Below are 26589 nucleotides of genomic sequence, written 5' to 3'. Positions count from 1 at the left end.
ATGTTCGCCCGCGGAGCGGGCTCCTACAGGCGAACCGTTTTGGCACCGGCGGCTTGCGTAGGAGCGGGACCTCCCTGCGAACAATCCCTGATCCTGGATCGATTCACCGCAGCCGGGTCAGAACGGCCGGACAATAAAATAAGCTCCGAACAGCAGCCAGGACAGGATAAGCAGGATCCAGGGCAGGGGGCTCGGCCGCAACTGCGGTGCTTCCAGTGCATCCGGGGCCGCGTCGTCACTGTCGTGCCGTGCGGCCTGTTTGCGCTGCTTGTCTGCCTCGCGGGACTTGGCTTTCTGCTGCTTCTTGTACTCGGCGATGCCCTTCTGTATGCCCTGGGCGATGAGCTTTGTCTGTTCCTTGGTCTGCCCCGGACGCTGGTTGGCCCGCGCGATTTTCATCGCCTCGTCCTGGGTTTCCGCGGAAGGGGACTGCTGTTTGGAATATCGGACCATGTTCTGCTCTTGCGCTGAGGTTCGCTTGATTATCCCGATCGTCCGGTGCGGCGTCAAAATGGTCCAAACTGCAGTAAACTGGCGTACGTGAATTGAGGCTAACCGGGGGGTTGGATAATGCATGCACTCTTTACGGGCTTGCTGATGGGACTGATCAGCGGGCCGCTGATGGCCGGATGCCCGGCGCTGCTCGATCACGATCTGCGAAAGCTTGCGGGGGAAGAGACCGTCAACCTTTGCGAGGCCTACAGCGGTAAGGTGCTGCTGGTGGTCAACACCGCCAGCAAGTGCGGCTTTACCGATCAGTACGAAGGCCTCGAAGCACTCTACGATGAATACGGGACGAGCGGGCTGGTGGTGCTGGGCTTTCCATCCAATGACTTCGCCGGTCAGGAGCCGGGAACCGAGGCCGAGATCAAGGATTTCTGCCGCTCGACCTACAGCGTGCAGTTTCCGATGTTCGCCAAGACGGTGGTGCGCGGCGAGGAGATTTCGCCCTTCTGGCGCGATCTGGTGGCGGCCAGCGACAGCCCGCCGCGATGGAACTTCTACAAGTACCTGATCGACCGTGACGGAAATTTCGTCGCGGCTTTCGGCAGCCGCACCGAGCCTGACGATCCCGAGCTGATGGACAGGATCCGGCAGTTATTGGCCGACGTAGACCAGCCTTAGCGCTGCATCGATTGGCCTGCTACCGAAGCAGAAAGACCAGCGTCATGATCAGGCCCACGGCGATCACGATAGCGCGTACCACGCGTGCGGGAAGTGCGCGGGCGATTGCGGCACCGCTGTAACCGCCGGCGGTTGCCGCCACCATCATCACCAGGGCTTCGTTCCATTCGACGATTCCGGCGAAGGCAAAGGTGGCGACGGATATCGACGACAGCACGAACGACAGCAGGTTTTTCAGGCCGTTCATCAGGTTCAGCTGCTGCATGCCGGCGGCGGAGAACTGCGCCAGCAGCATGATACCGAGTCCGCCGTTGAAGTAGCCGCCGTAAACCGCGACCGCCATCAGGCCCGGCGCCATCGGGAGGGGATGGCCTGCGCGGCGCAGAGCCGAAATCAGCCGGTTGCCGAAGGCGAACAGCAGCGTTGCTCCCAGCAGCAATAGCGGAACCACGGCGTCGAAAACGTCCGCCGGCGTCACCAGCAGCAGCAGCGCGCCGAGGACGCCCCCGGCCAGCCCGATAAGGCTGTAGCGCAGCAGTTCAGCGCGGCCCTGGGTCGCGATTTCACGGCGAAATCCCAGAGCGCCGCTAAGATAGCCCGGCAGCACGGCTACGGCGCTGGTGGCGTTGGCGGCAATCGGTGGAATCCCCGCATAAACCAGCGCCGGGAAGGTGAGAAAGCTGCCTCCGCCGGCGATGGTATTAAGCACACCTGCGAGATAACCGGCGACGATCAGCAGGGCATAGTCGAGAACAGACATGGCGGCATCCTTGCGTGAGACGGTGGCGTGGGCGGCGATAGCCTAACCCCGGCACTGACTGCAGGCAATGAGAACCCGCAGGCGTCGCGCCTCGCGCCGAATCGGTTTGACGCCATGCCGGAGCGGTTCGCGGCGGGGCGCCGCTCCTACTGGTGTGGATCAGGCAAGTGCCTCGTCGCGCATCACTTCGAACAGAATCTGCGCGCCGGCGGCGATCTGTTCCGGGGTCGAGTACTCGGCCTCGTTGTGGCTGATGCCGCCGACGGATGGTACGAAAATCATCGAGGTCGGGGCGACCTGGGATATGTTGACGGCATCGTGGCCGGCGCCACTGGTCATGCGGCGATAGCTGTAACCGCTTTTGGCGACGACTTTCTCGACGGCCGCGACGCACTCGGCGTCAAAGGCGATCGGCGGGGAGTCCCAGATGCGTTCGACGGCGACTTCGACGCCGGTTTCGGCGGCGATGCGGTCGATCAGTGCCATGGCGTCACGCTCGATCGCTTCGAGACCGTCGAGGGTAGCGTTACGCAGATCCAGGGTGAAGTTGAGATCGCCGGGGATGACGTTGCGCGAGCCTTTCGGGATATGCAGTTCTCCCACGGTGCAGCGACCGTCCTCGTCGGCGCGCTCGGACGCCAGGTCGATCATGGCGGTAATCATACGCGCTGCGGCGCCGAGGGCGTCCTTGCGGTAGCTCATCGGGGTCGGGCCTGCATGGGCGGAAACGCCCTTGACCTTGACGTCGTACCAGCGCATGCCCAGCACGCCGGTGACCACACCCACTTCCTCGTCTTCGCGCTCCAGCACCGGTCCCTGCTCGATATGCAGTTCGAAAAACTTGGCGAACCTGCGTGCGCCCACTTCGATGTCGCCATCATAGCCAATGGTCTTGAGGGCGTCGCCAAGACGGATGCCCTGGGCGTCGGTCTGGTTGAGTGCGTAGTCCAGTGTGAACTTACCGCTGTAGACGCCGGAGGCGACCATGGCCGGTGCGAAACGGGAGCCTTCCTCGTTGGTCCAGATCACAACCTCGACCGGACGGCGGGTCTCGATGCCTTCATCGTTTAGGGTGCGAATGACTTCAAGGCCCGCGAGGCAGCCGTAAATGCCGTCGAATTTGCCGCCGGTGGGCTGGGTGTCGAGGTGGCTGCCGGTGCTGATCGGCAGCGCGTCCGGGTCGGTACCGGGACGGCGCGCGTAGATGTTACCGATCCGGTCGATGCCGATTTCGCAGCCGGCATCGCGGCACCACTGCACGAACAGGTCGCGCCCCTGGCGGTCCAGTTCGGTCAATGCCAGCCGGCAGCTGCCGCCGGCTTCGGTGGCGCCGATTTCACCCATCTCCATCAGGGTATTCCAGATACGCTGGGCATTGATGTTTTTTACAGGCATGGCGTCTCCTCGCTCGGATTCTGTCTTATCAGCGGGTCGGTCGCTGTGGTTTTCGATCAATATAAAAGGCCCGGTCGGCGGTCGATATACCCTCAAGGGGATAGCTTCGATAACTCGAATCCCTTTTATACGGTCGCCCTTTTGCCCAGACCTTGGTTATAGATCTGCGGCCTTTTCAGCGCAACGTCCATAAAAAAAGCCGCCCTTTTCGGGGCGGCGAGCCATCTGAGTGGAATGCAAAAAAGCGCAGAAAATTGTCGGGTCAGATCGGTGTTTGCACCATATACCCGTGGGAGTAGGCCGCGCCCGGCTCGCAAGCAACAGCCGGTAAAAATACCTCTTGCGGGATATACAGCACGCCGGGTGCAAGGCGTAGACTGGTAGTGAATCACTGGTAATCCGAACAGGAAACGACTATGGCGAAGCATAACTACGACGACTGGAAGGCCCTGGCGGGGGCGCTGACGTTCCGTAACCAGGCCTGGATCAATGGCCGCTTCCAGGACGCTCAGAGTGGGGAAACCTTTGTCTGTGTCAATCCGGCCACCGAAGCGACGCTGGCTGAGGTGGCGTCATGCGATAGCGCCGATGTCGATATTGCGGTCGCCAGTGCTCGCCAGACCTTCGACAGTGGCGTCTGGTCCGAACGCTCGCCGGCAGAGCGCAAGCAGGTACTGTTGAAGCTGGCTGAACTGCTGGAGCAGCACCAGGACGAGTTCGCGCTGCTCGATACCCTGGATATGGGCAAGTCGATCAGCGAAACCAGCGGCCTCGATATCCCCTCGAGCATCGGCTGCTGGCGCTGGACCGCCGAAGCGGTGGACAAGGTCTACGGCGAGATCGCACCGACCGGTAACGACGCGCTGGCACTGATGACGCGCGAGCCGATCGGCGTGATCGGCGCCATCGTGCCCTGGAACTACCCGCTGATGATGGCGACCTGGAAGCTGGCGCCGGCGCTGGCTGCCGGTAACTCGGTGGTACTGAAGCCGTCCGAGAAGTCGCCGCTGAGCGCATTGCGCCTGGCGGAGCTTGCGCAGCAGGCCGGTCTGCCGGATGGTGTCCTCAACGTGCTGCCGGGCTTCGGTCACACCGCTGGCAAGGCGCTGGCGCTGCACATGGATGTGGACGTGCTGGTGTTCACAGGGTCCACCCGTGTCGCCGGTATGCTGATGGAATACGCCGGTCAGTCCAATCTCAAGCGGGTCTGGCTCGAGGCGGGCGGCAAGTCGCCGAACATCGTGTTCGATGACTGCGACGATATCAAGGAAGCGGCGGCCAACGCGGCGGTGGCGATCTTCGGCAATCAGGGCGAGGTCTGTATCGCGGCATCGCGCCTGTATCTGCAAAAGGGCATCAAGGACGAGTTTCTGGCGGCGCTTGCCGAGGCGGCGAAGGCATTCCAGCCCGGCGATCCGCTCGATCCGGCGACGACCATGGGACCGATGGTGGACGGCACTCAGCTCGATACCGTCAACCGATACGTACAGTCCGGCCTCGACGAGGGTGGCGAGCTGCTCATCGGGGGCGTGAGGCAGCACCGCGAAGGTGAGGGCTATTTCGCCCAGCCGACCATCATCACCGGCGCCAATAACGACATGACGATGGTGCGCGAGGAGATCTTCGGTCCGGTGCTGGCGGTCTGCGAGTTCGAGACCGAAGAGGAAGCGATCCGCCTGGCCAACGACAGCAAGTATGGCCTCGGTGCCAGTGTCTGGACCTCCAACCTGAAACGCGCACACCGCGTCAGCCGCAAGATCCAGAGCGGAATGGTGTGGGTCAACGGTTGGGGTGACGGTGATCAGACCGTAGCCTTCGGCGGCGTCAAGGGCTCCGGCAACGGCCGCGACAAGTCGCTGCACGCGCTCGAAAAATACACCGAGCTCAAGACCATCTGGTTCCGGTTGTAATCACCGACATTCCCTGCACGTAAAATAGGGCGCTGCCGGTGGCAGCGCCCTATTTTGTGCTTTTCGTAGGAGCTCACTCTGTGGGCGAATCTCGTTGGCACGGGGTTTGCGCCCACGCAGTGGGCTCCTACAATTCCCCGTCACCCGTCACCCGTCACCCGTCACCCGTCACCCGTCACCCGTCACCCGTCACCCGTCACCCGTCCACTGACAACTGCTCCTGCGTTGCCAGCACTGCCGCCATCCCTGGCGGTGACCCGTCACCCGTCCGGCGCTCAACCGCTCGCCAGATTGTTGAGGTGATTGAGAAACATCGAAAACAGCTCTGACTGGGTCGAGGTGTTGAGCCGGGCGTGGATGTTCTTGCGGTGCACCTTGACGGTACCGGCGCTGATATCCAGCAACTGAGCGATCGACTTCGACGAGTGGCCCTGCAGGATCAGGCCGGTGATCTCCTGTTCGCGCCTGGTCAGGACGCCGCTGCCGAAGGTCGAAAGCGCGTGCTCCATCGAGTTGTGGGCCTGCTCGTCGTGGACGTATTCGGAGGACTGGGCGAGCCAGAACTGGTGCACCAGCGCGCTGATGACCGGGAACACGCTGTTGAGCGTATTGCGCTCGGCGCGCGTGATGGTGCCGAGATTGGACTTGCGTCCGAGCGAGATGGTGAACACGACGTCGTTGTCGAGCGGAATCACCAGGATAATCTCGTCCACCAGGTCGAACTCGTGATAGCAGGAGCGATAGTACTCGGTGCTCTCGAAGGAGTCCGGCGCGATCTCGCGCAGCCGGTGCACGCCGGCGCCAAGACCCTGCTGGATGGCGTTGAACAGCGGATCGAGAATGTATACCTCGTTGATGTATTTCGTCAGCGTCGGGCCGAGCCGCTGGGAGTGTGTACTGAGTACCACGATCGGCTTGTAGCTGTGTTTGTAGGTGGCAATGAGACTGGTATTGAAACTCGTAAGATGTCTGAGGGTTTCGTTGAGAATATCCGGAAAGTTCCGCATCCGGATATGTTCGATCAGCTTGGCAAGGTCCCTGTGCCAGCTCTCCGAGGGTGAAATGCCGAGGCCGACTTTGTTCATATGTGAGTCTTCGTCGAGGTTCTGGGACGGAAACTATTTTAAGGTTCCTTAACCTTAGCACATATCGGGCTGGAGTCTTTGTCCTAACTTATTGAATATTAGATATTTATTAATGTATTTCCAAGAAATGCCAAAAAAATCCAGTTGCTATCCCTTCGGGGGTATAGATGGGTTTTCGACCCCGGTAGTACTTTAGGTGACATGAAACGGGGTGTCGCCGACGGCGGCGCCGGATCGGAATCACCCTAATAACGCACAACCGGAGAGGCACATTATGTCTTGGGATATCAACAAGCTCTGGGAACAGGATAAAGCTCATTTCGTTCATCCCTTTACCGATTTCTCGGTCTTTCAGGAAGAGGGCTGCGACATTATCACCGAAAGCAACGGCGAATATGTTTTCGATGGCAAGGGCAATAAATATCTCGACGGCATCGCCGGACTCTGGTGTGTGAATATCGGCCACGGCCGCAAGGAAATGGGGCAGGTCATGGCCGAGCAGGCCGAAAAGATGGCCTACTACTCGCCGTTCAACAACCTGTCCAACGTGCCGGCAACTCAGCTCGCCGCCAAGCTGGCGGAGCTGGCCCCGTCCAACCTGAATCACGTCTTTTACAGCTGCGGCGGTTCGGTGGCCAATGACACCACCATCCGTATTGTCCACTACTACTTCAACCAGCTGGGCAAGCAGGACAAGAAGATCATCATCTCGCGTAACAACGGTTACCACGGCACCACCTACGTGTCCGCGACCCTGACCGGCATCGAGAGCAACAACTGGGGCTTCGATACCGCGCATCAGTTCGTGCACCACGTCAAGGAAGCCAACTGCTACCGTCGTCCGGCCGGCATGACCGAAGCCGAGTACTGCGATTACCTGGTCGAAGATTTCGAAAACAGCATCAGCGAGCTGGGTGGCGAAGAGAAGGTCGCCGCCTTTATCGCCGAGCCGATCATGGGGGCCGGTGGCGTGCTGGTGGCGCCGGAAGGCTACCACCGCCGCATGTACGAGGTCTGCAAGAAGTACGGCATGCTGTTCATCTCCGACGAGGTCGTCACCGCCTTCGGTCGCCTCGGTCATTTCTTCGCGTCCGAGGATGTCTTCGGCGTGCAGCCGGACATCATCAACTGCGCCAAGGGTCTGACATCGGGCTATATCCCGCTGGGCGCTACCCTGCTGAGCGACGAGATCTATGAAGTGATCAGCAAGCCTCAGCGTGAAGGCGCTGTCTTCAGCACCGGTTTCACCTACTCCGGTCACCCGGTCGCCTGCGCAGCCGCCCTGAAGAATATCGAGATCATGGAGCGTGAAGGCATCTGCCAGAACGTGCGCGACGTCGGTCCCTACCTCGAGCAGCAGCTGGCCACGCTGAAGGATTTGCCGATCGTCGGTGATGTGCGCGGCAGCCACTTCATGATGTGCATCGAGAGCGTTGCCGACAAGGACACCAAGGAACTGCTTCCGCTCGAGGCCAACGTCGGCAAGCGTATCGCCGAGCAGTGCCAGAAGCGTGGTCTGATCGTGCGCCCGATCGCACACCTGAACGTGCTGTCGCCGCCGCTGATCTGGACTCGCGAGACCGTCGACCAGGTGGTCGGCATCCTGCGCCAGAGCATCCTGGCCACCGTCGAGTCGCTGATCGAAGACGGACTTTACCAGCCCCAGGCATGAGGGCCTGGGCGGTCGGCGGCTGGGCAATGATCACCCGGTCGCCAGCGCCTGCATCTATAGTGAAAGTGACGAACAGGGTCCAAGCAATGATCGACAATAACAGTCATAGCCCGAAAGCCGCCGGTTTCCGGATGCCGGGCGAGTTCGAACCCCATGAGGCCTGCTGGATGCTGTGGCCGCAGCGCGGCGATGTTTGGCGTCTCGGCGCCAAGCCTGCCCAGCGCGCCTTCGTGGCGGTCGCCGAGGCGATTTCGCGCAGCGAGACGGTCTACGTTGGCGTCAGCGACGAGCAGTACGAAAACGCCCGCGCCATGTTGCCGCCGCAGGTGCGCGTGGTGGAAATCAGCTCCAACGACAGCTGGATGCGCGACATGGGGCCGACCTTCGTCGTCAACGGCAAGGGCGAGCGTGCCGGCGTCGACTGGATATTCAATGCCTGGGGCGGCCTCGACGGCGGTCTCTATTTCCCCTGGGACAAGGATGACCGTGTTGCCCGCAAGGTCTGCGAGATCACCGGTGACCGTCGCTTCCGCGCGCCCATCGTGCTGGAAGGCGGCGCCATCCACGTCGACGGCGAAGGCACCCTGCTGACCACCGAGGAGTGCCTGCTCAACGCCAACCGCAACCCGCATCTGGCGCGCGAGGAGATCGAGGCCTGTCTGGCCGACTATCTCGATATCTCCAAGGTGATCTGGTTGCCGCATGGCACCTTCAATGACGAAACCAACGGTCACATCGACAATATCGCCTGCTTCGTCAAGCCCGGCGTTGTAGCGCTGCACTGGTGCGACAACCCGGAAGACCCGCAGTACGCGATCGCCCGCGAGGCCTACGAAGTACTGAGCCACGCCACTGATGCCCGGGGCCGCAAGCTCGAAGTCGTCAAGCTGCCGCATCCGGGACCGCTGTTCATCAGCGCCGAGGAAGCCGGCGGTATCGACCTGGCGTCCGACAGCCACCCGCGAACCGAGGGTGAGCGGATGGCGGGCTCCTACATCAATTTCTATATCGGCAACAGTGTCGTCGTGTTCCCGCTGCTCGATCCCGCGAGGGATGGGGAGGCTCAGGCGATACTCCAGGAACTGTTTCCTGAGCGGGAAATCATCGGTGTCGATGCCCGCGAGATCCTGCTGGGCGGCGGCAATATTCACTGCATTACGCAGCAGATGCCCACCGCCTGACCTCTCCCTCGCTCAATAGCGACGGCGCAATGTATTGATACCTGCACGGGGCGGCGGCTGCCGCTCCGTGACAGGCCCGGTGTTCCTGTTGCCGGGCAAAACAACTATAAAAGAGGAACAAAGATGTCTACTTCGACAGACACTTGCATGACTTCGAATCAAACCCATCCCAGTCAAACGATCGCAGTGACCGTGCTGGCAGTTGCGGTGGTCGGCTTTGCACTTTATTGTTTTCAGGCTTTTGGCGAGGCGGCTGACTTCGGGCTGCTGAGCCTGCTGCCCACCGCCGTGGTGATATTCACCGCGCTCTACACCAAAAGAACCATAGAGTCCCTCTTCATCGGTGTCCTTGTCGGTCTGCTGATGACCAACTCTCCGGCCGATTTCATTCCCCAGCTCGGCACCACCTTTCTCGATGTCTTCATGAATGACACCGTGGCCTGGATCTTCATCGCGTGCGGCCTGATGGGCTCGATGATCTCGCTGGTGACCATCGGTGGCGGCGCCGAAGCCTTCGGCCGTTGGCTGACCACCCGGGTGCACAGCCGCAAGGGCACGCTGTTTTCGACCATGGCGCTGGGCCTTGCGATTTTCATCGACGACTACCTCAACGCCCTGACCATCGGCTCCTCGATGCGCAAGGCAACCGATAAAAAGAAGGTGTCCCGCGAATTTCTCGCCTACGTTGTCGACTCCACCGCCGCGCCGGTCTGCATCATCCTGCCGTTCTCGACGTGGGCCGTTTTCTTCGCCGGCCTGCTGGAAGACAACGAGGTCGCCGCGAAGGGCGCCGGTATCGACCTGTTCATCGATTCCATCCCGTACATGCTTTACGCCTGGGTCTGCCTGGTCGTGGTAGTGCTGGCCATTTCCGGCAAGCTGCCGCTGCTGGGCAAGATGAAGGACGCCGAGAAGCGCGCTGCTAGCGGCAAACTGGTCAGCGATGCCGACGCCGTATACAACACCGAACTGGAGGGCGGTGTCGAGAAGTCCAACATGCTGAACTTCTTCGTGCCGATCCTTTCGCTGATCTTCTTCACCTGGTACTTCGACATCGACATCATGTCCGGTGCCATGGCGTCGATTTTCGTGACCCTGGCATTTTTCGGCCTGCAGCGACTGATGAGCATGGGCCAGATGTTCGATGGCATCCTCAAGGGCTTCGTCGGCATGATCATGCCGCTGGGCACACTGTTCTGCGGCTTTATGCTGGCGGAGGTCAACAACGCCCTCGGCACCACCGAGTACGTGATCAACGCGACCACGGGTTTCATGACCGCGGACATGCTGCCGATGGTGGCCTTTGTGGTGATGGCGGCGCTGGCGTTTGCCACGGCGTCCTTCTGGGGTATCTTCGTCGTCGGCATGCCGATCATCCTGCCGCTGGCGGTGGCGGTCGATGCCAACATCCCGCTGGTCGTCGGCGCCATGATTTCGGCCTCCGCCTTTGGCTCACATGCCTGCTTCTACGGCGACTCGACCGTCCTGTCCGCCAAGGCCTGTGGCATCAGCCCGATGAGCCACGCCATCACCCAGTTGCCTTATGCGCTGATTGGTGGCGTGATTTCGGCAATCGGCTTCCTGATGCTGGGCATTATGCTCTGAGCGAGCTGTGTTGGGTTGCGCCCTGCGTGCTCCACCCAACTGACTACACGCCCTATCTATCCATCGACGCCCGGACCTTGTCCGGGCGTCGTCGTCTTACAGCTCCATAACCATCTCGTGCCACGACATGCCGCCGTGGTCGGACGCGGACGGCCCGGTGTAGCGGTAGCCGAACCTGCGGTACAGCGCGACATGCTGATCCCTGCACATCAGGTGGATGGACCTTTTGCCCAGCTGCTTCATGTTGGCGACGAAGGTATCCATCAGCAGCCCGGCGTAGCCTTTGCCCTGAAACGCAGGATCGACCACCACCGACATGATCACGACATTGGGTGCATCGGGGTCGTGGCCCACCAGTTCCTTGAAGGACTCATCCGACATCACCACCTCATTGGCGCAGCCGCTGTTGATGAATCCGATGACCTGTCCCTCCAGTTCCAGCACCAGAAAGCCCTGTGGGTAAACCGATATCCGGGTGGCGATTTTCTCCCGTGTCGCCGCCTCGTCGCCCTCGTAGGCAAGGGTTTCAATCTCGAAGCAGCGGGATACATCAGATGCGTTGGCGGGGCGGAAGACGGGCGCGGACATGACGTAGTCGACTCTCTTTTGAGCTGTGTGGCAAAGGCGGTCATTCATAAGCAGGTATGGTAACCGAATTTGCAATCACCGACCGGGGATGTCCGTCTGGCCTTTACCGGAAGTGTTGGGTTCCGGCCCTTCGGACCTGCACCCAGCCTATATGGGCGGCGATGTTTGTAGGTTGGGTGGAGCGGCGCAGCCGCGGAACCCAACACCCGTTTATGTCCCCAAAAAGCCAACTGAGCCGGCCAGCTCGAGTCCGCGCTGCAGCGTCCAGGCCGATGCGACCAGCAGGCAGGGCAGCCCAAGGGCGTGCTGCGGCTGCAGACACACGGGCGGCCAGTAGCGTTTCAGCAGCCACAACAGCGGCGCGGCGACAAGGTAGACCGACAGCTGCCCCAGCTCGATGCCGAGGTTGAAGCCGAACCAGGCCCGCAGCAGGTCGCCGGGCGCGCTGCCGCTGGCCTGCTGCAGTACGAACGCAAAGCCGAGACCGTGCAGCAGTCCGATGGCGAAGACCCGCCCGGCGAGCAGTCGGTCGCCACGGCCTAGCAGCAGGCAGGCGCCGCTGTAAACGATGGTCAGTGCAATCGCGGTTTCGATCAGTGGCACGAACCAGGCTGGCGCGCCGAGCCAGCCGGCCGCGCCCAGCCCCAGCGTGATCGAGTGGCCCAGCGTGAAAGCCGCGGAGATGCGCAGAAAGCCGCGCCATTGCCGTGCTGCCAGTATCAGGATCAGCATGAAGAGCAGGTGATCGAGGCCGATCATCACATGGTGATAGCCCGACCGTACCTGCGTCAGCAGCGTTACTCCCCCGTCTTCGGCTTGAAGCCTGGCATGCAGCGGGCCCTGCGAGGTCAGCCGCGTGGCGCCGTCCGGGAGGTAGAGCGTCAGGATATTGATCGTCCTGGCGGCGATATCGGGCCACTCTCCCGGGTTGCTGGAAAGCGTCTTGATATCGGCAAGCGCAAGGCCAGGGTAAAAAGCGCTGAAGTCGATGACGGCGTCGGCCAGCGGAAGCGGCGCCTTCGGCAAAAGCAGCGGCTCGTTCAGCTGACCGCGAATCTGCGCCAGCTGGCTGAAGGGGCTGCGCTCGCCAATCGCCTCGATACGGATTGCTTCGATGCGCTGCGTTGACACCGAGGGTTCGATCAGCAGCGCATCGCGCAGCCGTTCCTGTAAAGGCCCCGGTTCCGATTCGACAGTGGCGGTATCGAGCAGCAGGGCGTCGGGCCGGTCGCTACCGGGAGCTTCCCGGCTGTAGGGGACGGAATCACCGGGTTGCCAGTCGCCCGGCAGCAGGACCGCGGCAAGTGGCAGGCGGGCATAGAGGCGAATGCCGCCATCAACGGGTGTCAGATGGACAATGCGTCCGAGAAAGTTCTGGAAGTGGGCGCTGGAAGGGCCTGCTGCGAGCATCGCGACGACGAATACAAGCCCGTGGAGCAGGTGACTGGGTTTCGTGGGCATGGCGAATTACCTGCAGCGACGGCAGAGCCGCCGCTGCTGTTGATAAAAAGCAGAGCTGGGGGCGGTGCATGGATGCACCGCCATTGGCCGCAGGCCAATGCGAGCTCCGGACAGAAAATTGCTCCTGCATTTTTTGCATACATGGCGGGGCGGCCTTCCGCCATCCTTGGCCTTGAAAACCAAGGGGTTTCGCAAAATTCCGCCCGGCTTTTCAGGGCGCCAATTAAACAGGCAGGGAGGCCTGTTTAATTGCTGGGTAAAGAGCCGCGCGGATCCCAGAGACGGGCGTCGGTGGTTTTTTCGTAAGCCTTGCCGTCGGGCGCCGAGACCAGCTCCATCTGCATGCCCCAGGGCGCCATGAAGTAGATCCAGGTAAGGCCTTCGAGCGGGCCGTCGGTGAACGGGTGGGGCTCGCCAAGGAAGCGCACGCCGCGCGCCTTCATATAGGCGATGGAGGCGTCGAGGTCATCGACGTAGAAGGCGATATGGTGGCCGCCGATATCGCTGTTCTTCGGCTTCTCGGCGCGCTGATCGGGCGAGTCGTAGTCGAAAATCTCGAAATTGGTGCCATTGCCGCAGCGCACCAGGTGCGCGACCGGGATCGAGGCGCGCGGGTTCACGTCGAGATTCTCTTTCATCCAGTCATCTTCGAACGGGCCGAAGGGACCGATGGTGAAAAAGGCCTCGCAGCCCATGACATCGACCAGGAAATCCACCGCCTGCTCGGCGTCGGGTACCGTGAAGCCGAAATGGTCGGTGCCGCGCATGCCGGGCGTGGCGGCATTGGCGAGGCCTGCGCAGAGCAGGAGCGAAACGGCGAAGGCGTAAATTCGAAGCATTGCATCATCCTTTTTATGGTTATCGATTGTCCCGCTGTACAGAGCAAATCCGATGCCAGAAAAAGGGGCGGGGCGCGATAGGCCCGAATCCGCGGATGACGGGGCCTGCGGAGGAGCCGGTGCGCTCGGCGCCGGGCGTCCGGGGTGCCGCGGCACAGACTGTCGCGGCGACAGCTGCGACAGTCTGTGCCAGTGCTTCGCATGCAATCGCACGGAGGCCGCGTTCCTACGGAAGAGGGGGAGGTCGGGTGTTTACGTAGGAGCGCCGCCCCGGTGCGAACAACCGCCGTCACGATACGGCTCACACGGAGGCCGCGCTCCTACGACTGTTTTAGCCACTGCGTCGGCGACAGCCCGCACGACTGGCGGAATCGTTTGGCCAGGGCCGGCGCGCCGCTGTAGCCCACCCGGTTGGCGACCCAGTCGATGGGCCGGCCCTCGCGCAGCAGCGTCTGGGCCAGGCAGAGGCGCCACTGCGCCAGGTAGTCGCCCGCGGTCTGGCCTAGGGTTTCGCGGAAAGCGAGGGCGAAGCGGGCGCGGGACATGCCGGCCGTCGAGGCGAGCTGCGCGAGGGTCCAGGGGGCGGCGGGGTCTTCGTGGATGGCGATCAGCGCCCGCGCCAGGCGCGGGTCTGCGAGTCCCGCCAGCAGGCCGACGTCGATCTCGTCCCTGTCCATCAGGTGGCGGAGCAGCTGGATGATGAGCAGTTCGCAGAGACGGTCGAGCGCGGCCTGGCGGCCGCAACGCTCGACCAGCGCCTCGTCGAACAGCAGTTCCAGGGTCCTGGACAGCGGCGCCAGGCTGTCGAGCGGCAGGATCAGCGGGCGTGCCAGCGCCATCGACAGGGGATTGCGGGCCGAGCCGAAACTGAAGTCGCCGCAGACCGTTTCGGCGCCACCCGGGCCCGGAATCAGGCTGTGGCTCCGGGGCCGCAGAAAGAAGATCAGGCTCGGTTCGTCCAGCCGGCGCTCCGGTTCGCCTTCGGTGACGAGGCGCAGACTGCCGGCTTTCAGCAGGTGGATATGGCCGAGCCCCGCCTGCCCCTCGTAGCGGGCGCTGTCGCAGAGCGGGCCGCTGTTGAACACCCGGGCGTGAAGATGGACATGTTCCAGCAGAGCGGCGAGCCTATCCATATTCGAGACTCCTGGATAATAACTATGGACTTTTGAATATCAAAAGTATCGACTTCTCCGCCATCCTTGGAAAGTCTGAAACAACCAACCCGGAGCTGAACCATGAAGACCTTGCTGAAGATGCCGCTGGCGGCGCTGCTGCTGGCGACCGCCGTCCCGCTGATGGCGGATACCCTGGCGGACCAGACCTACGGCACCCTGGTCGGGGCCGACGGCGCCATAACGCTGCCGGACGGTTTCCGACGGCACTGGACCCACCTTGGTTCCTGGGTGGTGGCCGACCCGGCGGCGCCCGGTGCCGGCTTTCACGACGTCTATACCCAGCCCGAGGCGGCGGCCGCGTACCGGGAAACCGGGGCCTTCCCGGACGGTGCCGTGCTGGTCAAGGAGATCCGCACGCTGGAGTCGGGCGAGAAGACCACGGGCCAGGCACAGTGGGCCGGCGCACCGGCGGTGTGGTTCGTCATGGTGAAGGACGCGCAAGGGCGTTTCGACGGTCCGCACTGGGGCGAAGGTTGGGGCTGGGCGCTATACGAGGCAAAGGACCCGGCGACCAATGTCTCGAAAAGCTTCGAGGAAACCTGCAGGGGCTGTCACGTGCCGGCGCAGCAGACCGACTGGGTCTTTATCGAAGGCTATCCGACCCTGAAATAGACGCCGGATTCGTAGGATGGGTGAAACGACGCTTGTGCATGGAGTATTCGAATCTGATGCAGCCCGGGCGTCGTGTAACCCATCTTGGAGTGGCGGTTCAGCATCAGGGAGGTGGAGTCACTGATGGGTTGCGCCGCCACCGGACCTCTTTGCCAAACGGATGACGCGCTGCGTTGGCGCCTCCACCCATCCTACGATTTCTACCCGTCACCCGTCACCCGTCACCCGTATAAAAAAGGCGCGTCCGGGGACGCGCCAAGTCAGGCGGGCTGAGAATCGGGAGATTGCGCGGGCCGGCGATCAGATCTCGCGGCGCTGCATCTGGTCGGCGATGTAGTCGGCCTGGCGGATGGCCAGCGCGACGATGGTGAGGGTCGGATTTTCGGTGCCGCTGGTGGTGAACTGGCTGCCGTCGGAAACGAACAGGTTGCTGATATCGTGGCTCTGGCCCCACTTGTTGACGACGCCGTCGCGGGCCTTCTCGCTCATCCGGTTGGTGCCCATGTTGTGGCTGGCCGGGTAGGGCGGCAGGTAATTGACCTTGGTGGCGCCGATCGACTCGAACAGCTCGGTGGAGCGGTCATAGGCGTGGTTGCGCATCCGGGTGTCGTTGATATGGTCGGTCTTGTACACCACCGGCACCGGCAGGCCGTACTGGTCCTTTTCGGTCGGGTGCAGGGTGATGTTGTTGGATTCGACCGGCATGTCCTCGCCGCAGATCCAGAAGCCGGCCATCTTGTCGTAGTTGGCGAGCGAGTCCGCCAGCTCGCGGCCCCAGCCGCTCTTGCCGGGATTGAGGAAGGCCGACATGAAGGGCAGGCCCAGGTGCAGGATCTCCAGCTCGTAGCCGGCCAGGTGGCCGCGGCTGGCGTCGTTGTCCTTCCACTCGTGGACTATGCCGGGCACCACGGTGCTCTTGTACATGTGCACCGGCTTCTCGAACTCGGCGTAGACGCCGCCGGTGGTGTGGGTCATGTAGTTCTGACCGACCTGGCCGGAGGAGTTGGCGAGGCCGTCCGGGAACATCGACGAGGCGGAGTTGAGCAGCATGCGCGGCGATTCGATCGAGTTTCCGGCGACCGCGACGACACGGGCTTTCTGCAGCTGCTGGTTGCCATCCTTGTCGGCATACAGCACGCCGGTGACCTTGCCGCTCTTGTCGTGTTCGATGCGCAGTACCATCGACTGCGGTCGCACCTCGACGTTGCCGGTGGCCTCGGCCTTCGGGATCTCGGTGTACATCGTCGACCACTTCGCGCCGATCTTGCAGCCCTGCATGCAGAAGCCGTTGACCTGGCAGGACGGGCGGCCGTCGCGGACCTGGGTGTTGATCGCCAGGGTGGCCTGGTCGCACTTGGCGCCAATGCGCCGCGCGCCCTCGGCGACCACCTTGTAGTGGCTGCTCTGGCCGTGGAAGGGCATGCCGGTGGCCTCGGTGCCGCACACCCCCATCTTCTTCTCGGCCTTGACGTAGTAGGGCTCGAGTTCCTTGAGCGTGATCGGCCAGTCGAGCACGTTGGCGCCGGGCACAACGCCGTTGGTGCTCTTCATCTTGAACTCGTGTTCCTGGAAGCGCATCGCCACGCCGGCCCAGTGCATGGTGGCGCCACCGACGCCCTTGACGATCCAGGCCGGCAGGTTCGGAAAATCCTTGGCCAGCCGTGCCGGTCCCTCGACATAACGCTTGTCGAGCCAGGAAATCTTGCCGAACATCTTCCACTCGTCGTTCTCGATGTCGTCCAGCGTGAAGCGCTTGCCGGCTTCCAGCACCACGGATCGGATGCCCTTCTGTGCCAGTTCGTTGGCCAGGGTGCCGCCGCCGGCACCGGAGCCGATGATGACGACCAGGCTGTCGTCGTTGAGATCGAATTTTGTTGTCATTGTTAATCTCCAGATGAGTAAACAGTGGACAGAAAACAGTTAACAGATCGCTACCGGTTGGCCGCCGTGCGGGGAGCGGCCACTGTCAACTCGTTGCTGTCAACTCAGCACCAGCCAGTCGATTTCGTTATAGCCGCGGTTGATATAGCCGCCGTGCTGCCAGGCGGAGCCGCCGTATCCGAAGCGGGGCCAGAGTTCGGGGTTGTTGTAGATACCCATCATCAGGTCGCCCCGGAGGCGCTGGAAGAAGGCGCCGTCCTCCATCGCCCGCAGGATCTGGACGCGGTCGCCTTCGGCGGCGATGTCGAGGAAGGGCTTGCCGAAGCGTTCCCGGCTGCGGCGGTCGAGCTCGGCGACGCCCTCCTGCAGCAGCGTGCGCAGGTCGGCATCGGCTTCGGCCTGCTGCGCCAGCGGGGTCAGTACCGCGGCGTAGTATTTGTCCTCGAGCCTGTCGTGGGGGTAGATGTCGCGGGCCATGCGCATCAGGGTGGCGCTGCCCTGCTCGCCGACGGCCCTGGCGGCCCAGGCCGTGGCGCTGAGCAGGCCGGCGCTGACGATGCCGACACCGGCGACGGTGATGCCGCTGCGCGCCAGAAAGCGGCGGCGGCCGAGATCGGGTTTGTTATTCTTCATCTCGATTTCCTCTCTCATGCGCCCGGGCGGACTGCCCGGGCGCCTGTTCTCATTGGTCCGACGTATCGCATGGGGACTGCAGACAGTCGTCGAAGCAGGCCCGGAAGCGTTCCAGGCTCTGTTCCAACAGGGCGGGGCCGGCATCCGGCAGCAGCTCGGCGAGGGATACGTGCAGACGCTCGTCGATCCGCGCCTCCAGGCCACAGTGACGGTAGAAGGCGTTGCCGACGTGCCACAGGGTGTCGAGATCCTCGTCGACCAGGATCACTGCATGGGCCAGCACCGCGAACATATCGTCTGCGGCTCCGGTCGCCGGTGCCAGCTTGCGCCAGCGCTGGGCGGTACCGGCGAGCTTGCGCCCCCCGACCACCAGGTTGTAGTCGCCGTCGCAGAAGGCCCCCTCGACCGAGGCGCAGTAGGCCTCGATGCCGAGCCCGCGCAGGCAGTCGATCAGCGGATTGCACAGTTTCAGGTAGCTGTCGCGGATTCCCCCGTCGGCCCGGCGCTGGCGAAACGCCAGCGCGACGTTGATCAGGCCCGGCGACTGCGGCGTCAGGTCGCCGCCGGTATCACGGACGATGACCGGCCAGCCGCGGCCCGCCATCGCCTCGCAGGCCCGGTCGAAGCCCGGCTTGTGGGTCAGGCGTCGTGGCACCACGATGGACGGCGCACAGCGCCAGAGCAGCAGGCCTGCCTGCCGATCGCCGTCGACGACGGACTGCAGCAGTGCCATTTCACGGCGCAGCCCTTCGTGTGGATCGAGTATCGCCAGTGCCGGATCGCGGTGGGTGGCCATGCTGGTTACCCCCGCTCGATCTGGCGGCACAGGTCGCTGAGGAAATCCGCCGCCGGCGCGCCGTCCAGCGCGCGGTGATCGAAGCTCAGCGACAGACCCATGACCGGCCGCACGGCCAGTTCGCCGTCCTCGCTCACCCAGGGCCTTTGCCGGGTTTCGCCGATGCCGAGGATGGCGATCTGCGGCAGGTTCACGATCGGCGTGAAGTGGCGCACCCGGGACAGCCCGAGGTTGCTGATCGTGAAGGTGCCGCCGGTCATCTCCGGCACGGTCAGCTTGCCACTGCGGGCGCGTTGCTGAAGTGCCTTGCGGGCGGCGCTGCGATCCATCAGCGACAGGTTGCCGGCATCGAAGATCGCCGGCGCGACCAGGGTGTTGCCCGGCAGCGCCATCGCCATGCTCAGGTGGATCTGCGGGTTCAGGCGGATCTCGCGCGCCTCGACCCGGCCGTTGAGGTCCGGGTGGCGGCCCAGCACCGCGACCACGGCGTGGGCGATCAGATCCTCCATCGAGACCTTCACCCCCTGGTCGCCCAGCCGCGCCTTGGTCGCAAGCAGAGCGCTGGCGTCGCAGTCGGCGTGGTGCGTCAGCTGGGCGGCCTCGTCCAGGCTCTTGCGCATATTATCCGCGATCATGCCGCGCACGCCGCGCAGTGGAATGACCCGGCAGTGACTATCAGTATCTGTTTTCATTATTGTCATGGTGGTTTCCCCATGGCTGCCGGGATGGTCAGCTGGCCCCGTCTACACTCGGGTCCAGGCTCTTGCGCATATTGTCGGCGATCATGCCGCGCACGCCCTTGAGCGGGATCACGCGGGTCGCGTCGGCCGTTTCGGTTTTCATCGTTGTCATTGTTATTCTCCGTTGCGGGGCACGGTCAGCCGATATGGCCGATCAGGTCGCCCTTGGCGACGACGTCGTCGACGTCCTTGAGAATCTGCAGGCTGCCGCTGGCCGGTGCTTCCAGCTCGTACTGGATTTTCTGCACCATCAGCTCGGCGATCACTTCGCCCTGTTCCACGGCGCCGCCGTCGCTGGCCAGCCAGGTGGTGATCACCGCTTCGCTGTCTTCTTCCCAGAGGGTTTCGGGAACTCGTACTTCTATAGACATCTCAGTTGCTCTCCATTTTCTCAAAGGCTGCGATGATCTTGTCCGCGCTGGGCAGTGCCCACTGCTCCATCGGCCGGGTAAAGGGAATCGGGATATCGGGGTAGGCCACCCGCTGTGGTGCCGCTTTCAGCGGCACGCCCTGTTCGACCACCGAGCTGATGATCTCGCCGCTCATGCCATAGCTGTGGTAGTCCTCGTCGACCACGATCAGGCGCCCGGTCTTGCGTACCGAGGCGATGATGGCCTCGCGGTCCAGCGGCACCAGGGATCTCAGGTCCAGCACTTCGGCGCTGACGCCGCGCTCGGCCAGCTGCCGGGCGGCCTTGAGGCCGTGGTGCACGCCCGAGGTGATGCCGACGATGGTGACGTCGCTGCCCTCGCGCACCACCGCCGCTTTGCCGATCGGCACCTCGTAGGCCTGTTCCGGCACCTGGACGATGGCGTCCTTCTCGGTGCCGAGCCAGCCCATGCCCTGCAGCGCCTTGTGGAACATGAAGATCACCGGGTTGTCGTCGCGGATCGCCGCGGTCATCAGGCCCTTGGCGTCGTAGGCGTTGGACGGCGCCACCACCTTCATGCCGGGCAGGTGCGCGAAGGTGGCGTGCAGGCACTGGGAGTGCTGGCCGGCGTCGCTGTAGCCGCCGCCGGTCGAGGTCATCAGCACCACCGGTACCTTCACCTCGCCGCCGGAGAAGTAGGTGTTCTTGGCCATCAGGTTGTAGATGGCGTCGAAGCAGACGCCGAAGAAGTCGACGAACATCAGCTCGACGATCGGGCGCATGCCGTCGCTGGCAGCGCCGACCGCGGCGCCCATGAAGGCGGTCTCGGAGATCGGGGTGTCGCGAACCCGTTCGGCGCCGAACTCGTCGTACAGGCCGCGGGTGTTGCCGAACACGCCGCCGAGCGGTCCGATATCCTCGCCCATTACGAACACCCGCTCGTCGATGCGCATTTCCTGGGCGATCGCCTCGGCCATGGCGCGGGCGATGGTCAGTTTTCTTTCTTTGGTTGCAACCGTCATGACGTTGCTCCTTTCATTTTTGTTATCAGACGAACACTTTGTCGAGGGCTTCTTCCGGATCCGGGTAGGCACTGTCGCGGGCGAAGGCGATAGCGGCATCGACCCGGGCGCGGCTGCGCTCGACCAGCGCTGCATCCTCGGCGTCGCTCCAGCCTTCGCTGGCCTTGAGGTGCTCGCGCAGCTTCGGAATCGGATCCCGGGCGAAGAGGGCGTCCTTCTCCCCCTGCGGGCGGTAGCCTTCGGCGTCGCCCATGAAGTGCCCGGCCAGGCGGTAGGTTTCGATTTCGATCAGCGTCGGCCCTTCGCCCCGGCGGGCTCTCTGTATGGCTTCGCCGGCCACCTCGTAGATCGCCAGCGGGTCGTTACCCGGGACAAAATGGCCGGGCATGCCATAGGCGGCGGCGCGCTGGTCGTTGCGTTCGATGGCGGTGGAGGCGCTCTTGGCCACCGATATGCCCCAGGCGTTGTCCTCGATCACGAAAACCACCGGCAGTTTCCAGACCGCGGCAAGGTTCAGCGATTCGTGGAAGGCGCCCTGGTTGGCGGCACCCTCGCCGAGGAAGGCGACGGCGATGCCGGCTTTGCGCTGCATCTGGCGCGACAGCGCGGCGCCCACGGCCGGTCCCATGCCCTGGGCGATGATGCCGGAGCAGGAGAAATTCACCTTCGGGTCGAAGATATGCATATGGCCACCACGGCCGCCGGAGAGACCGGTCTTCTTGCCGAAGATCTCGGCGGCCATGCGATCGAGATCGACGCCCTTGGCGATGGCGACGTGGTGGGGGCGGTGGGTCGAGGTGACGATATCGGAAGGCTCGAGGTGGGCGCAGACGCCGACGGCGCAGGGTTCCTGGCCGTTGGACAGGTGCATTTCGCCGGGAATGGGGCCGTTGGCCATATTGAAGGCGGGGGACTTGCCCTCCATGTAGATCTTTTCGATGGATTCCTCGAAGTAGCGGCTGACGAGCATCTGCTCATACATCCAGAGTTGCTGTTCTTTGCTTGGCTTCATGGAAACCACTCCTTTTATTCTTGATATTCGTAAGGCGCAGCAGGCGCCGCTTCTGACGCTCGTCTTGAATAGGGCAAAGCCTGTGCCAGTTTTTTAAATAACTGAAATAAAAGGATTATTTTGTTTTTTGGGGTGGCTGTGTTCCAGTTGTCCGGCACGGACTGTCGCAGCGGTTGCGACAGACTGTAGCGGCACCTGCACACACTGTGGCGGGATGTAGGATGGGTTAAGCGATGCATCCCGACTTATTGGACGCCACCGACGTTTTTTGGGCATCGTGAACCCATCATATCGATCGCCGTACCGATCGATTGGCATCGGTCGGCATCGGGCGGTATCGAAACCTCCGGTGTTGGGGGACGCCGCTGCGCCCAACCGACATTGCTGCGGCGCAGTTCGCTTCGCTCAGTGCCCCCTGCATAGACATCGATGCGACGCGGGGCCTATGATGGTCCTACATAATAAAAACCAGATGGGCGAATTTTCCCGACGTTGCCATGAGCATTCGCAATCCCAATCGACAAGGGCTGCTGCCCGACGGCAAACGCGCTCCCGAAATTCAGGGGTCCTGGCGTCGCTGTATCGAAGAGTACAAGCTCGAGCCCGGCCGCGATCTGCGTGCACCGCGTCTGAGCGAGTCCGAAATCCGCTACGCCCGCGATCAGCTCGACAGTCTGCTGCACTCGGCGGAACCGGTGTTCGACCGGCTGCGCTACCTCGGCGGCAATTCCGGCTACTGCGTGCTGGTCACCGATGCCAGCGGTATCGTGCTGCGCGATTACATCGATTCCAGCAGGGGGCGGGAGCTGGCCGACAAGGGGCTCAGTCTCGGTACCGTCTGGAGCGAGAACCTGGTGGGCACCAACGGACTGGGAACCTGCCTCGCCACCGGGGAGGCGCTCACCGTATACGCCGACGAGCACTTCGGTCGCGAGTTGCAGCGTTTCACCTGCTCGACTGCGCCGCTGATTGCGCCGGACGGTGACGTGATCGGCGCGCTGGATATCTCCACCTATGCCAGGGGTGACAAGGTGGGGCAGGGGCTGGCGCTGAACCTGGTCTGCGATACCGCGGATCAGATCGAGGCGTCGATGTTCCGCCATGCCTTCGCCCGTCACCACCTGCTGGCGCTGGTCAGCTCGCCGGTCGCCGATCCGGCATTGTCGTCGGCGCTGCTGGCGGTCAACGATGCGGGCTGGATTCTCGGTGCGACCTCGCCGGCGCTGCTGCTGCTGGGCATCGCCGAGCGCGCGCTGATTGTCGGTCAGGGACTTGCGGCACTTACCGGCGCCAACCTGGAGGATGTGCACCGTGCCCCCGTCGCCTTGCCATCCGCGGCCGGCTGGCTGATGCGTCTGGCCGGGCATCTGCCGGCCCGCAACCCCGTGGCGGCGAGTCCTGCGCCGACCCCGCGCAAACCGCTGGACTCGCCGCTGTACCGTGTCGCCGGCGGCGACAGCCGTCTGCAGCGCAACGCCGACATCTGCCACCGCGTCATGGATCGCAATATCAGTATTCTGCTGCAGGGCGAGACCGGCACCGGCAAGGAGGTCTGGGCGCGCGCCATCCACGACAGCAGCGCCCGGCGGGACAAGCCGTTCGTCACTCTCAACTGTGCTGCGATTCCGGAATCCCTGATCGAGAGTGAACTTTTCGGCTACGGGGCCGGCACCTTTACCGGTGGTCTGAAGGGGGGCAAGACCGGCAAGATCGAGGCCAGCAACGGCGGCACCCTGTTCCTTGACGAGATCGGCGATATGCCGCTGGCGTTGCAGGCGCGGCTGCTGAGGGTGCTGGCGGAACGGGAGATCACGCCGCTTGGCCAGATAAAACCGGTTCCGGTGGATCTGCATGTGATTTGCGCCACGCATCGCGATCTCGCGAGTATCGTCGAGCAGGGAGGATTTCGCGAAGACCTCTACTATCGTATCAGCGGTGTACGTGTCGCTCTTCCGGCACTGCGTGAACGCCAGGACCTGCACGCGCTGATCGACCTCGTTCTGGCCGGTCTGCCGGACGGAGAGGCGGGGGAGATCGACGCCCAGGCACGGCGTGTGCTCGCTGAATACCACTGGCCGGGCAATATACGCCAGCTCAAGAACGTACTGGAGTTCGCGCTGTGCATGTCCGATGGCGCAAGCATCCGGCTGACCGACCTTCCAGACGAGGTCTTTCCGCCGGCGCCCGGTGAGCGTTCGGCGCATACCCCGTCTGAAACTTCGCCGATGCCGCCCGACCGGCTGGTATCGCTGGGCGCCCGGGCGCCGGATAGCGACGAGCGGCAACGAATTCTGAGCGCCCTGCAACAGCATCGCTGGGTAGTGGTTCGTGCCGCCGAGGCACTGGGTATCAGCCGCTCGACGCTGCACCGCAAGATCCGCAAATACGGGCTCGCCGATTCCTGAGTCGGTGCCGGGAAGGCCGGGGATGGCGGCAGGTTGCAGAGCCGGTGTCTGCTGTTTCCGGCAAACGGCTCGTCGTGGCGTGACGGCTGTCCACCGCAGGGCCGGCCTCGCGCCGTTCGGGGGCTTCGAATCAGGCCCGCTAACCGCCGGCTGCGGTCTTATTGCACAAAGAGCAGGATCACGGCGGACAAATAGACCACCAGTACCAGCAGTCCCTCGAAACCTATATTGAAAGGTCCCTGCCGCTCGCGCCGCAGCATGCCTGTCAGCAGAATGGCTGTCAGCAGGATGTTGAGCGCGAGCCAGAACACCATGCTCGTCGACACCGCCTGGTAGAGGGAGCCGGCGCGATAGGCGACATCGGAGAGCACGAGAAAGAGCACGTCGAAGGTGTTGCCGCCGAGAATATCGCCGACCGCCAGGGTCAGCGCGCCCCGCTTGACTGCGGTGATGGCGATGACCAGCTCCGGAATCGAGGTGACGACCGACGTGAACAGGGTGCCGACCAGGGTTTCGGACAGGCCGGTCTGCCGGGTCAGCGCGATACCGGTCTGGGCAATCACCCAGCCGCTGAGCGCGACGGCGGCGGCGAGCAGCAGAAATTTCAACCAGATTTCGCGTGTTCGGAACAGGCGGGTTTCCGCTGGTTGCGCCTCCGGCTCCGCGGTTGCGCTGGTTGGGCGCGGATACCACATCGGCACCCGGTGGGCATGGGCCAGCAGGCGTATTCCAAACAGGTAGGCCGCAAGGATCGCCAGCGACGTCAGATCGACGGCCCAGATGGTAAGCCCCGGGCCGGCAATGCCGATCAGCGGGATCGCCAGCAGCGCCACCAGCAGTACGCCCTGCATCAGATTTTCTTCCGAGGCGGCGGCGTGTTCCAGGTTGGCCTTGCGATAGAGGGCGTCGGCGATCACCAGGAAGGTCGTCTGGGCGGCGATGCCACCGATGGCATTGCCGAACGCGAGTTCCGCGGCGCCGGACCAGGCCGAGGTGACGGAGGTAATGGTGCCGGCCAGGGAAGTCAGGGCGCCCAGCAGCACGGCACCGAGGATCGCTTGCCCGAGGCCGGTGATGCGGGCCAGGATCTCGGCCTTCTCCGTCAGCTGTACACCGCAAACGCCGACCACCGCGGCGGCAGACATGAAGAGTGCGAGGTTGGCTGTCAGACCAAGGTCGAGAAACATTTGGCTCCCGGGTCGAGGTGATAGGTTGCCTGCACTATAGACCGAAACCGTGCCCCGGCCATGGCGACCGCGGAGGAATGCCGCGTACGGGCTATACTTCAGGACTGAAAGGAGAACCGGACTTCACAAGTTCCCACCCGCTGACACGGGATCTGCCGATACGTGACGAACGCGTACGGCAGGGCTGTCGATCGTGGTGGCAGGCGCGCCATTTGGCGTGGCTTAGAGATGAACCTGTTGTTGTTCATTTTGCCGGGCCCTGCCCGGCATCTTTTGCACTTTTGGCTTCGCGCCCGACTCCCCGGTTCTGCGTGCGACCACAAGAAAGGCTCATCGCGCTTTAGCGGGAAAAACCTAAATCGTAGGATGGGTGGAGCGACGCCTCGGTACGGCGTATCCGTCACTGATACGGCCAGGGCGTTGTGCAACCCATCTTGGGCGTCGACTCATTGATGGGTTGCGCCGCGTCAACTTCGCTGAAAGCGTTAAGCAGTGTGCCAATGCGGCTCCACCCATCCGACTTTTAGCCCGTGGATTCATGCTAAAGCGCGAAGAGCCAAAAGAAAGCCCCGCAGGCTTTCGAAGCTCGGCGGGGCTCGGTGTTACTGTTGTCCGGGCTCAGGCTTTGCCGGCAAACAGGCTTTCGACGCTTTTCTGCCACCAGGCGGTGTAGGCGGACTGGATGGCGCCGAGGTCCGCCAGTTGCTGGTTGAAATCCTCCTGGTAGGCCTTGGTCACCTTCAGGCTCGCTTCCAGCCAGGACGCCAGCTGCTTTTGCGGTTCGCCGCTGGTTTCCAGCGCTTCGCTGAGCAGCTTGCCGGCTTCGGCCCCGGTGTTCTGGTAGCGGCCGACCTCATCGAGCATCTTCTGGAACGCCGCCGCCTGGATATCGCCAAGCTCGCTGGTAATGCCGCCGAGGACCTCGGGGTCGGGCAGTGACGCAGGCAGCGTCCAGTTTCCGGCCTGAACGGCCTCCATTACCTGCTGCGCGATCTGCAGCGAGTCCTTTACCGGGGTGAAGAGTCCCCAGAGAACCCGTTCGGTCTGGGCGTTATCGTTGGCGTAGTCGTTCCACTGCTCGACGGCATCCAGAAGGCTGGTATCGAAAAGTTCGGTAACGGATTGATTCATTATT

The 26589-nt window shown here is 63.1% G+C and carries 25 protein-coding genes; 7 read left to right on the top strand and 18 right to left on the bottom strand.

Annotation, left to right across the window (positions count from 1 at the left end; all coding sequences use genetic code 11):
• Window positions 1-117: 117 nt before the first annotated feature.
• Window positions 118-453, bottom strand: a complete 336-nt coding sequence (locus IEX85_RS10255; protein WP_188860484.1) for a DUF2956 domain-containing protein — start codon at window positions 451-453, stop codon at window positions 118-120.
• 117 nt (window positions 454-570) lie between these two features.
• On the opposite strand from IEX85_RS10255, the gene IEX85_RS10250 reads away from it, so the two are divergent.
• On the top strand, window positions 571-1125 hold the full coding sequence (locus tag IEX85_RS10250; protein WP_188860483.1) for a glutathione peroxidase: 555 nt from the start codon (window positions 571-573) through the stop codon (window positions 1123-1125).
• A gap of 19 nt (window positions 1126-1144) precedes the next feature.
• On the opposite strand, the gene IEX85_RS10245 is transcribed toward IEX85_RS10250, so the two are convergent.
• The gene (locus IEX85_RS10245; protein ID WP_188860482.1) at window positions 1145-1885 is read right to left on the bottom strand and encodes a sulfite exporter TauE/SafE family protein; all 741 of its coding nucleotides are present in this window, start codon (window positions 1883-1885) and stop codon (window positions 1145-1147) included.
• 159 nt (window positions 1886-2044) lie between these two features.
• On the bottom strand, window positions 2045-3280 hold the full coding sequence (locus IEX85_RS10240; protein WP_188860481.1) for a M20 family metallo-hydrolase: 1236 nt from the start codon (window positions 3278-3280) through the stop codon (window positions 2045-2047).
• 416 nt (window positions 3281-3696) lie between these two features.
• Here IEX85_RS10240 and IEX85_RS10235 point away from each other — a divergent pair, with 416 nt between their 5' ends.
• Complete coding sequence (locus tag IEX85_RS10235) at window positions 3697-5190, top strand: aldehyde dehydrogenase (protein ID WP_188860480.1); 1494 nt, start codon at window positions 3697-3699, stop codon at window positions 5188-5190.
• Window positions 5191-5465: 275 nt separating this feature from the next.
• On the opposite strand, the gene IEX85_RS10230 is transcribed toward IEX85_RS10235, so the two are convergent.
• Window positions 5466-6275: a response regulator transcription factor gene (locus IEX85_RS10230; RefSeq protein WP_188860479.1), complete on the bottom strand. Its 810-nt coding sequence runs from the start codon at window positions 6273-6275 to the stop codon at window positions 5466-5468.
• A gap of 274 nt (window positions 6276-6549) precedes the next feature.
• Between IEX85_RS10230 and IEX85_RS10225 the strand changes: the two genes are divergently transcribed.
• From IEX85_RS10225 to IEX85_RS10215, 3 genes are all read left to right on the top strand, one after another.
• Window positions 6550-7947 (top strand): aminotransferase, encoded by a 1398-nt coding sequence (locus tag IEX85_RS10225; protein WP_188860478.1) that lies wholly within the window; start codon window positions 6550-6552, stop codon window positions 7945-7947.
• Window positions 7948-8033: 86 nt separating this feature from the next.
• Window positions 8034-9128 carry an agmatine deiminase gene (gene aguA / locus IEX85_RS10220; protein WP_188860477.1) on the top strand — a complete coding sequence of 365 codons (1095 nt, stop codon included), beginning with the start codon at window positions 8034-8036 and terminating at the stop codon, window positions 9126-9128.
• A 147-nt stretch (window positions 9129-9275) separates the two neighbouring features.
• The gene (locus tag IEX85_RS10215; RefSeq protein WP_188860476.1) at window positions 9276-10733 is read left to right on the top strand and encodes a Na+/H+ antiporter NhaC family protein; all 1458 of its coding nucleotides are present in this window, start codon (window positions 9276-9278) and stop codon (window positions 10731-10733) included.
• 96 nt (window positions 10734-10829) lie between these two features.
• On the opposite strand, the gene IEX85_RS10210 is transcribed toward IEX85_RS10215, so the two are convergent.
• The 4 genes from IEX85_RS10210 to IEX85_RS10195 form a co-directional block, all read right to left on the bottom strand.
• Complete coding sequence (locus IEX85_RS10210; RefSeq protein WP_188860475.1) at window positions 10830-11321, bottom strand: GNAT family N-acetyltransferase; 492 nt, start codon at window positions 11319-11321, stop codon at window positions 10830-10832.
• 210 nt (window positions 11322-11531) lie between these two features.
• Complete coding sequence (locus IEX85_RS10205; protein ID WP_188860474.1) at window positions 11532-12782, bottom strand: HupE/UreJ family protein; 1251 nt, start codon at window positions 12780-12782, stop codon at window positions 11532-11534.
• A gap of 245 nt (window positions 12783-13027) precedes the next feature.
• Window positions 13028-13621, bottom strand: coding sequence for a VOC family protein (locus IEX85_RS10200; protein ID WP_188860473.1), 594 nt, complete (start codon window positions 13619-13621; stop codon window positions 13028-13030).
• 320 nt (window positions 13622-13941) lie between these two features.
• Complete coding sequence (locus IEX85_RS10195) at window positions 13942-14754, bottom strand: AraC family transcriptional regulator (protein WP_188860472.1); 813 nt, start codon at window positions 14752-14754, stop codon at window positions 13942-13944.
• Between the two features lie 102 nt (window positions 14755-14856).
• On the opposite strand from IEX85_RS10195, the gene IEX85_RS10190 reads away from it, so the two are divergent.
• Window positions 14857-15408 (top strand): cytochrome P460 family protein, encoded by a 552-nt coding sequence (locus IEX85_RS10190; RefSeq protein WP_229721869.1) that lies wholly within the window; start codon window positions 14857-14859, stop codon window positions 15406-15408.
• A gap of 300 nt (window positions 15409-15708) precedes the next feature.
• On the opposite strand, the gene IEX85_RS10185 is transcribed toward IEX85_RS10190, so the two are convergent.
• From IEX85_RS10185 to IEX85_RS10155, 8 genes are all read right to left on the bottom strand, one after another.
• Window positions 15709-17289, bottom strand: coding sequence for a GMC family oxidoreductase (locus tag IEX85_RS10185; RefSeq protein WP_188860471.1), 1581 nt, complete (start codon window positions 17287-17289; stop codon window positions 15709-15711).
• Between the two features lie 99 nt (window positions 17290-17388).
• Window positions 17389-17922: a gluconate 2-dehydrogenase subunit 3 family protein gene (locus IEX85_RS10180; RefSeq protein WP_229721868.1), complete on the bottom strand. Its 534-nt coding sequence runs from the start codon at window positions 17920-17922 to the stop codon at window positions 17389-17391.
• A 49-nt stretch (window positions 17923-17971) separates the two neighbouring features.
• A complete protein-coding gene (locus tag IEX85_RS10175) occupies window positions 17972-18718 on the bottom strand; it encodes a lipoate--protein ligase family protein (protein ID WP_188860469.1) in 747 nt (248 codons plus the stop codon).
• Between the two features lie 5 nt (window positions 18719-18723).
• Window positions 18724-19410 (bottom strand): 2-oxo acid dehydrogenase subunit E2, encoded by a 687-nt coding sequence (locus tag IEX85_RS10170; RefSeq protein WP_188860468.1) that lies wholly within the window; start codon window positions 19408-19410, stop codon window positions 18724-18726.
• Window positions 19411-19447: 37 nt separating this feature from the next.
• A complete protein-coding gene (locus tag IEX85_RS24130; RefSeq protein ID WP_268238070.1) occupies window positions 19448-19570 on the bottom strand; it encodes a hypothetical protein in 123 nt (40 codons plus the stop codon).
• Window positions 19571-19595: 25 nt separating this feature from the next.
• Window positions 19596-19829 carry a biotin/lipoyl-containing protein gene (locus tag IEX85_RS10165; protein ID WP_188860467.1) on the bottom strand — a complete coding sequence of 78 codons (234 nt, stop codon included), beginning with the start codon at window positions 19827-19829 and terminating at the stop codon, window positions 19596-19598.
• Between the two features lies 1 nt (window position 19830).
• Window positions 19831-20850: an alpha-ketoacid dehydrogenase subunit beta gene (locus tag IEX85_RS10160; RefSeq protein ID WP_188860466.1), complete on the bottom strand. Its 1020-nt coding sequence runs from the start codon at window positions 20848-20850 to the stop codon at window positions 19831-19833.
• 25 nt (window positions 20851-20875) lie between these two features.
• Entirely contained in the window at window positions 20876-21862 is a 987-nt protein-coding gene (locus IEX85_RS10155; protein ID WP_188860465.1) for a thiamine pyrophosphate-dependent dehydrogenase E1 component subunit alpha, read from the bottom strand.
• A gap of 497 nt (window positions 21863-22359) precedes the next feature.
• Here IEX85_RS10155 and IEX85_RS10150 point away from each other — a divergent pair, with 497 nt between their 5' ends.
• Entirely contained in the window at window positions 22360-24267 is a 1908-nt protein-coding gene (locus IEX85_RS10150) for a sigma-54-dependent Fis family transcriptional regulator (RefSeq protein WP_229721867.1), read from the top strand.
• 158 nt (window positions 24268-24425) lie between these two features.
• Here IEX85_RS10150 and IEX85_RS10145 read toward each other — a convergent pair whose 3' ends face one another.
• Complete coding sequence (locus IEX85_RS10145; protein ID WP_188860464.1) at window positions 24426-25454, bottom strand: sodium:calcium antiporter; 1029 nt, start codon at window positions 25452-25454, stop codon at window positions 24426-24428.
• Between the two features lie 618 nt (window positions 25455-26072).
• Complete coding sequence (locus IEX85_RS10140; protein WP_188860463.1) at window positions 26073-26585, bottom strand: hypothetical protein; 513 nt, start codon at window positions 26583-26585, stop codon at window positions 26073-26075.
• Window positions 26586-26589 lie beyond the last annotated feature (4 nt).

Source organism: Marinobacterium nitratireducens (genome assembly GCF_014645375.1).
GTDB lineage: Bacteria > Pseudomonadota > Gammaproteobacteria > Pseudomonadales > Balneatricaceae > Marinobacterium_A > Marinobacterium_A nitratireducens.
This window is presented reverse-complemented; position numbering and strand designations above follow the sequence as displayed.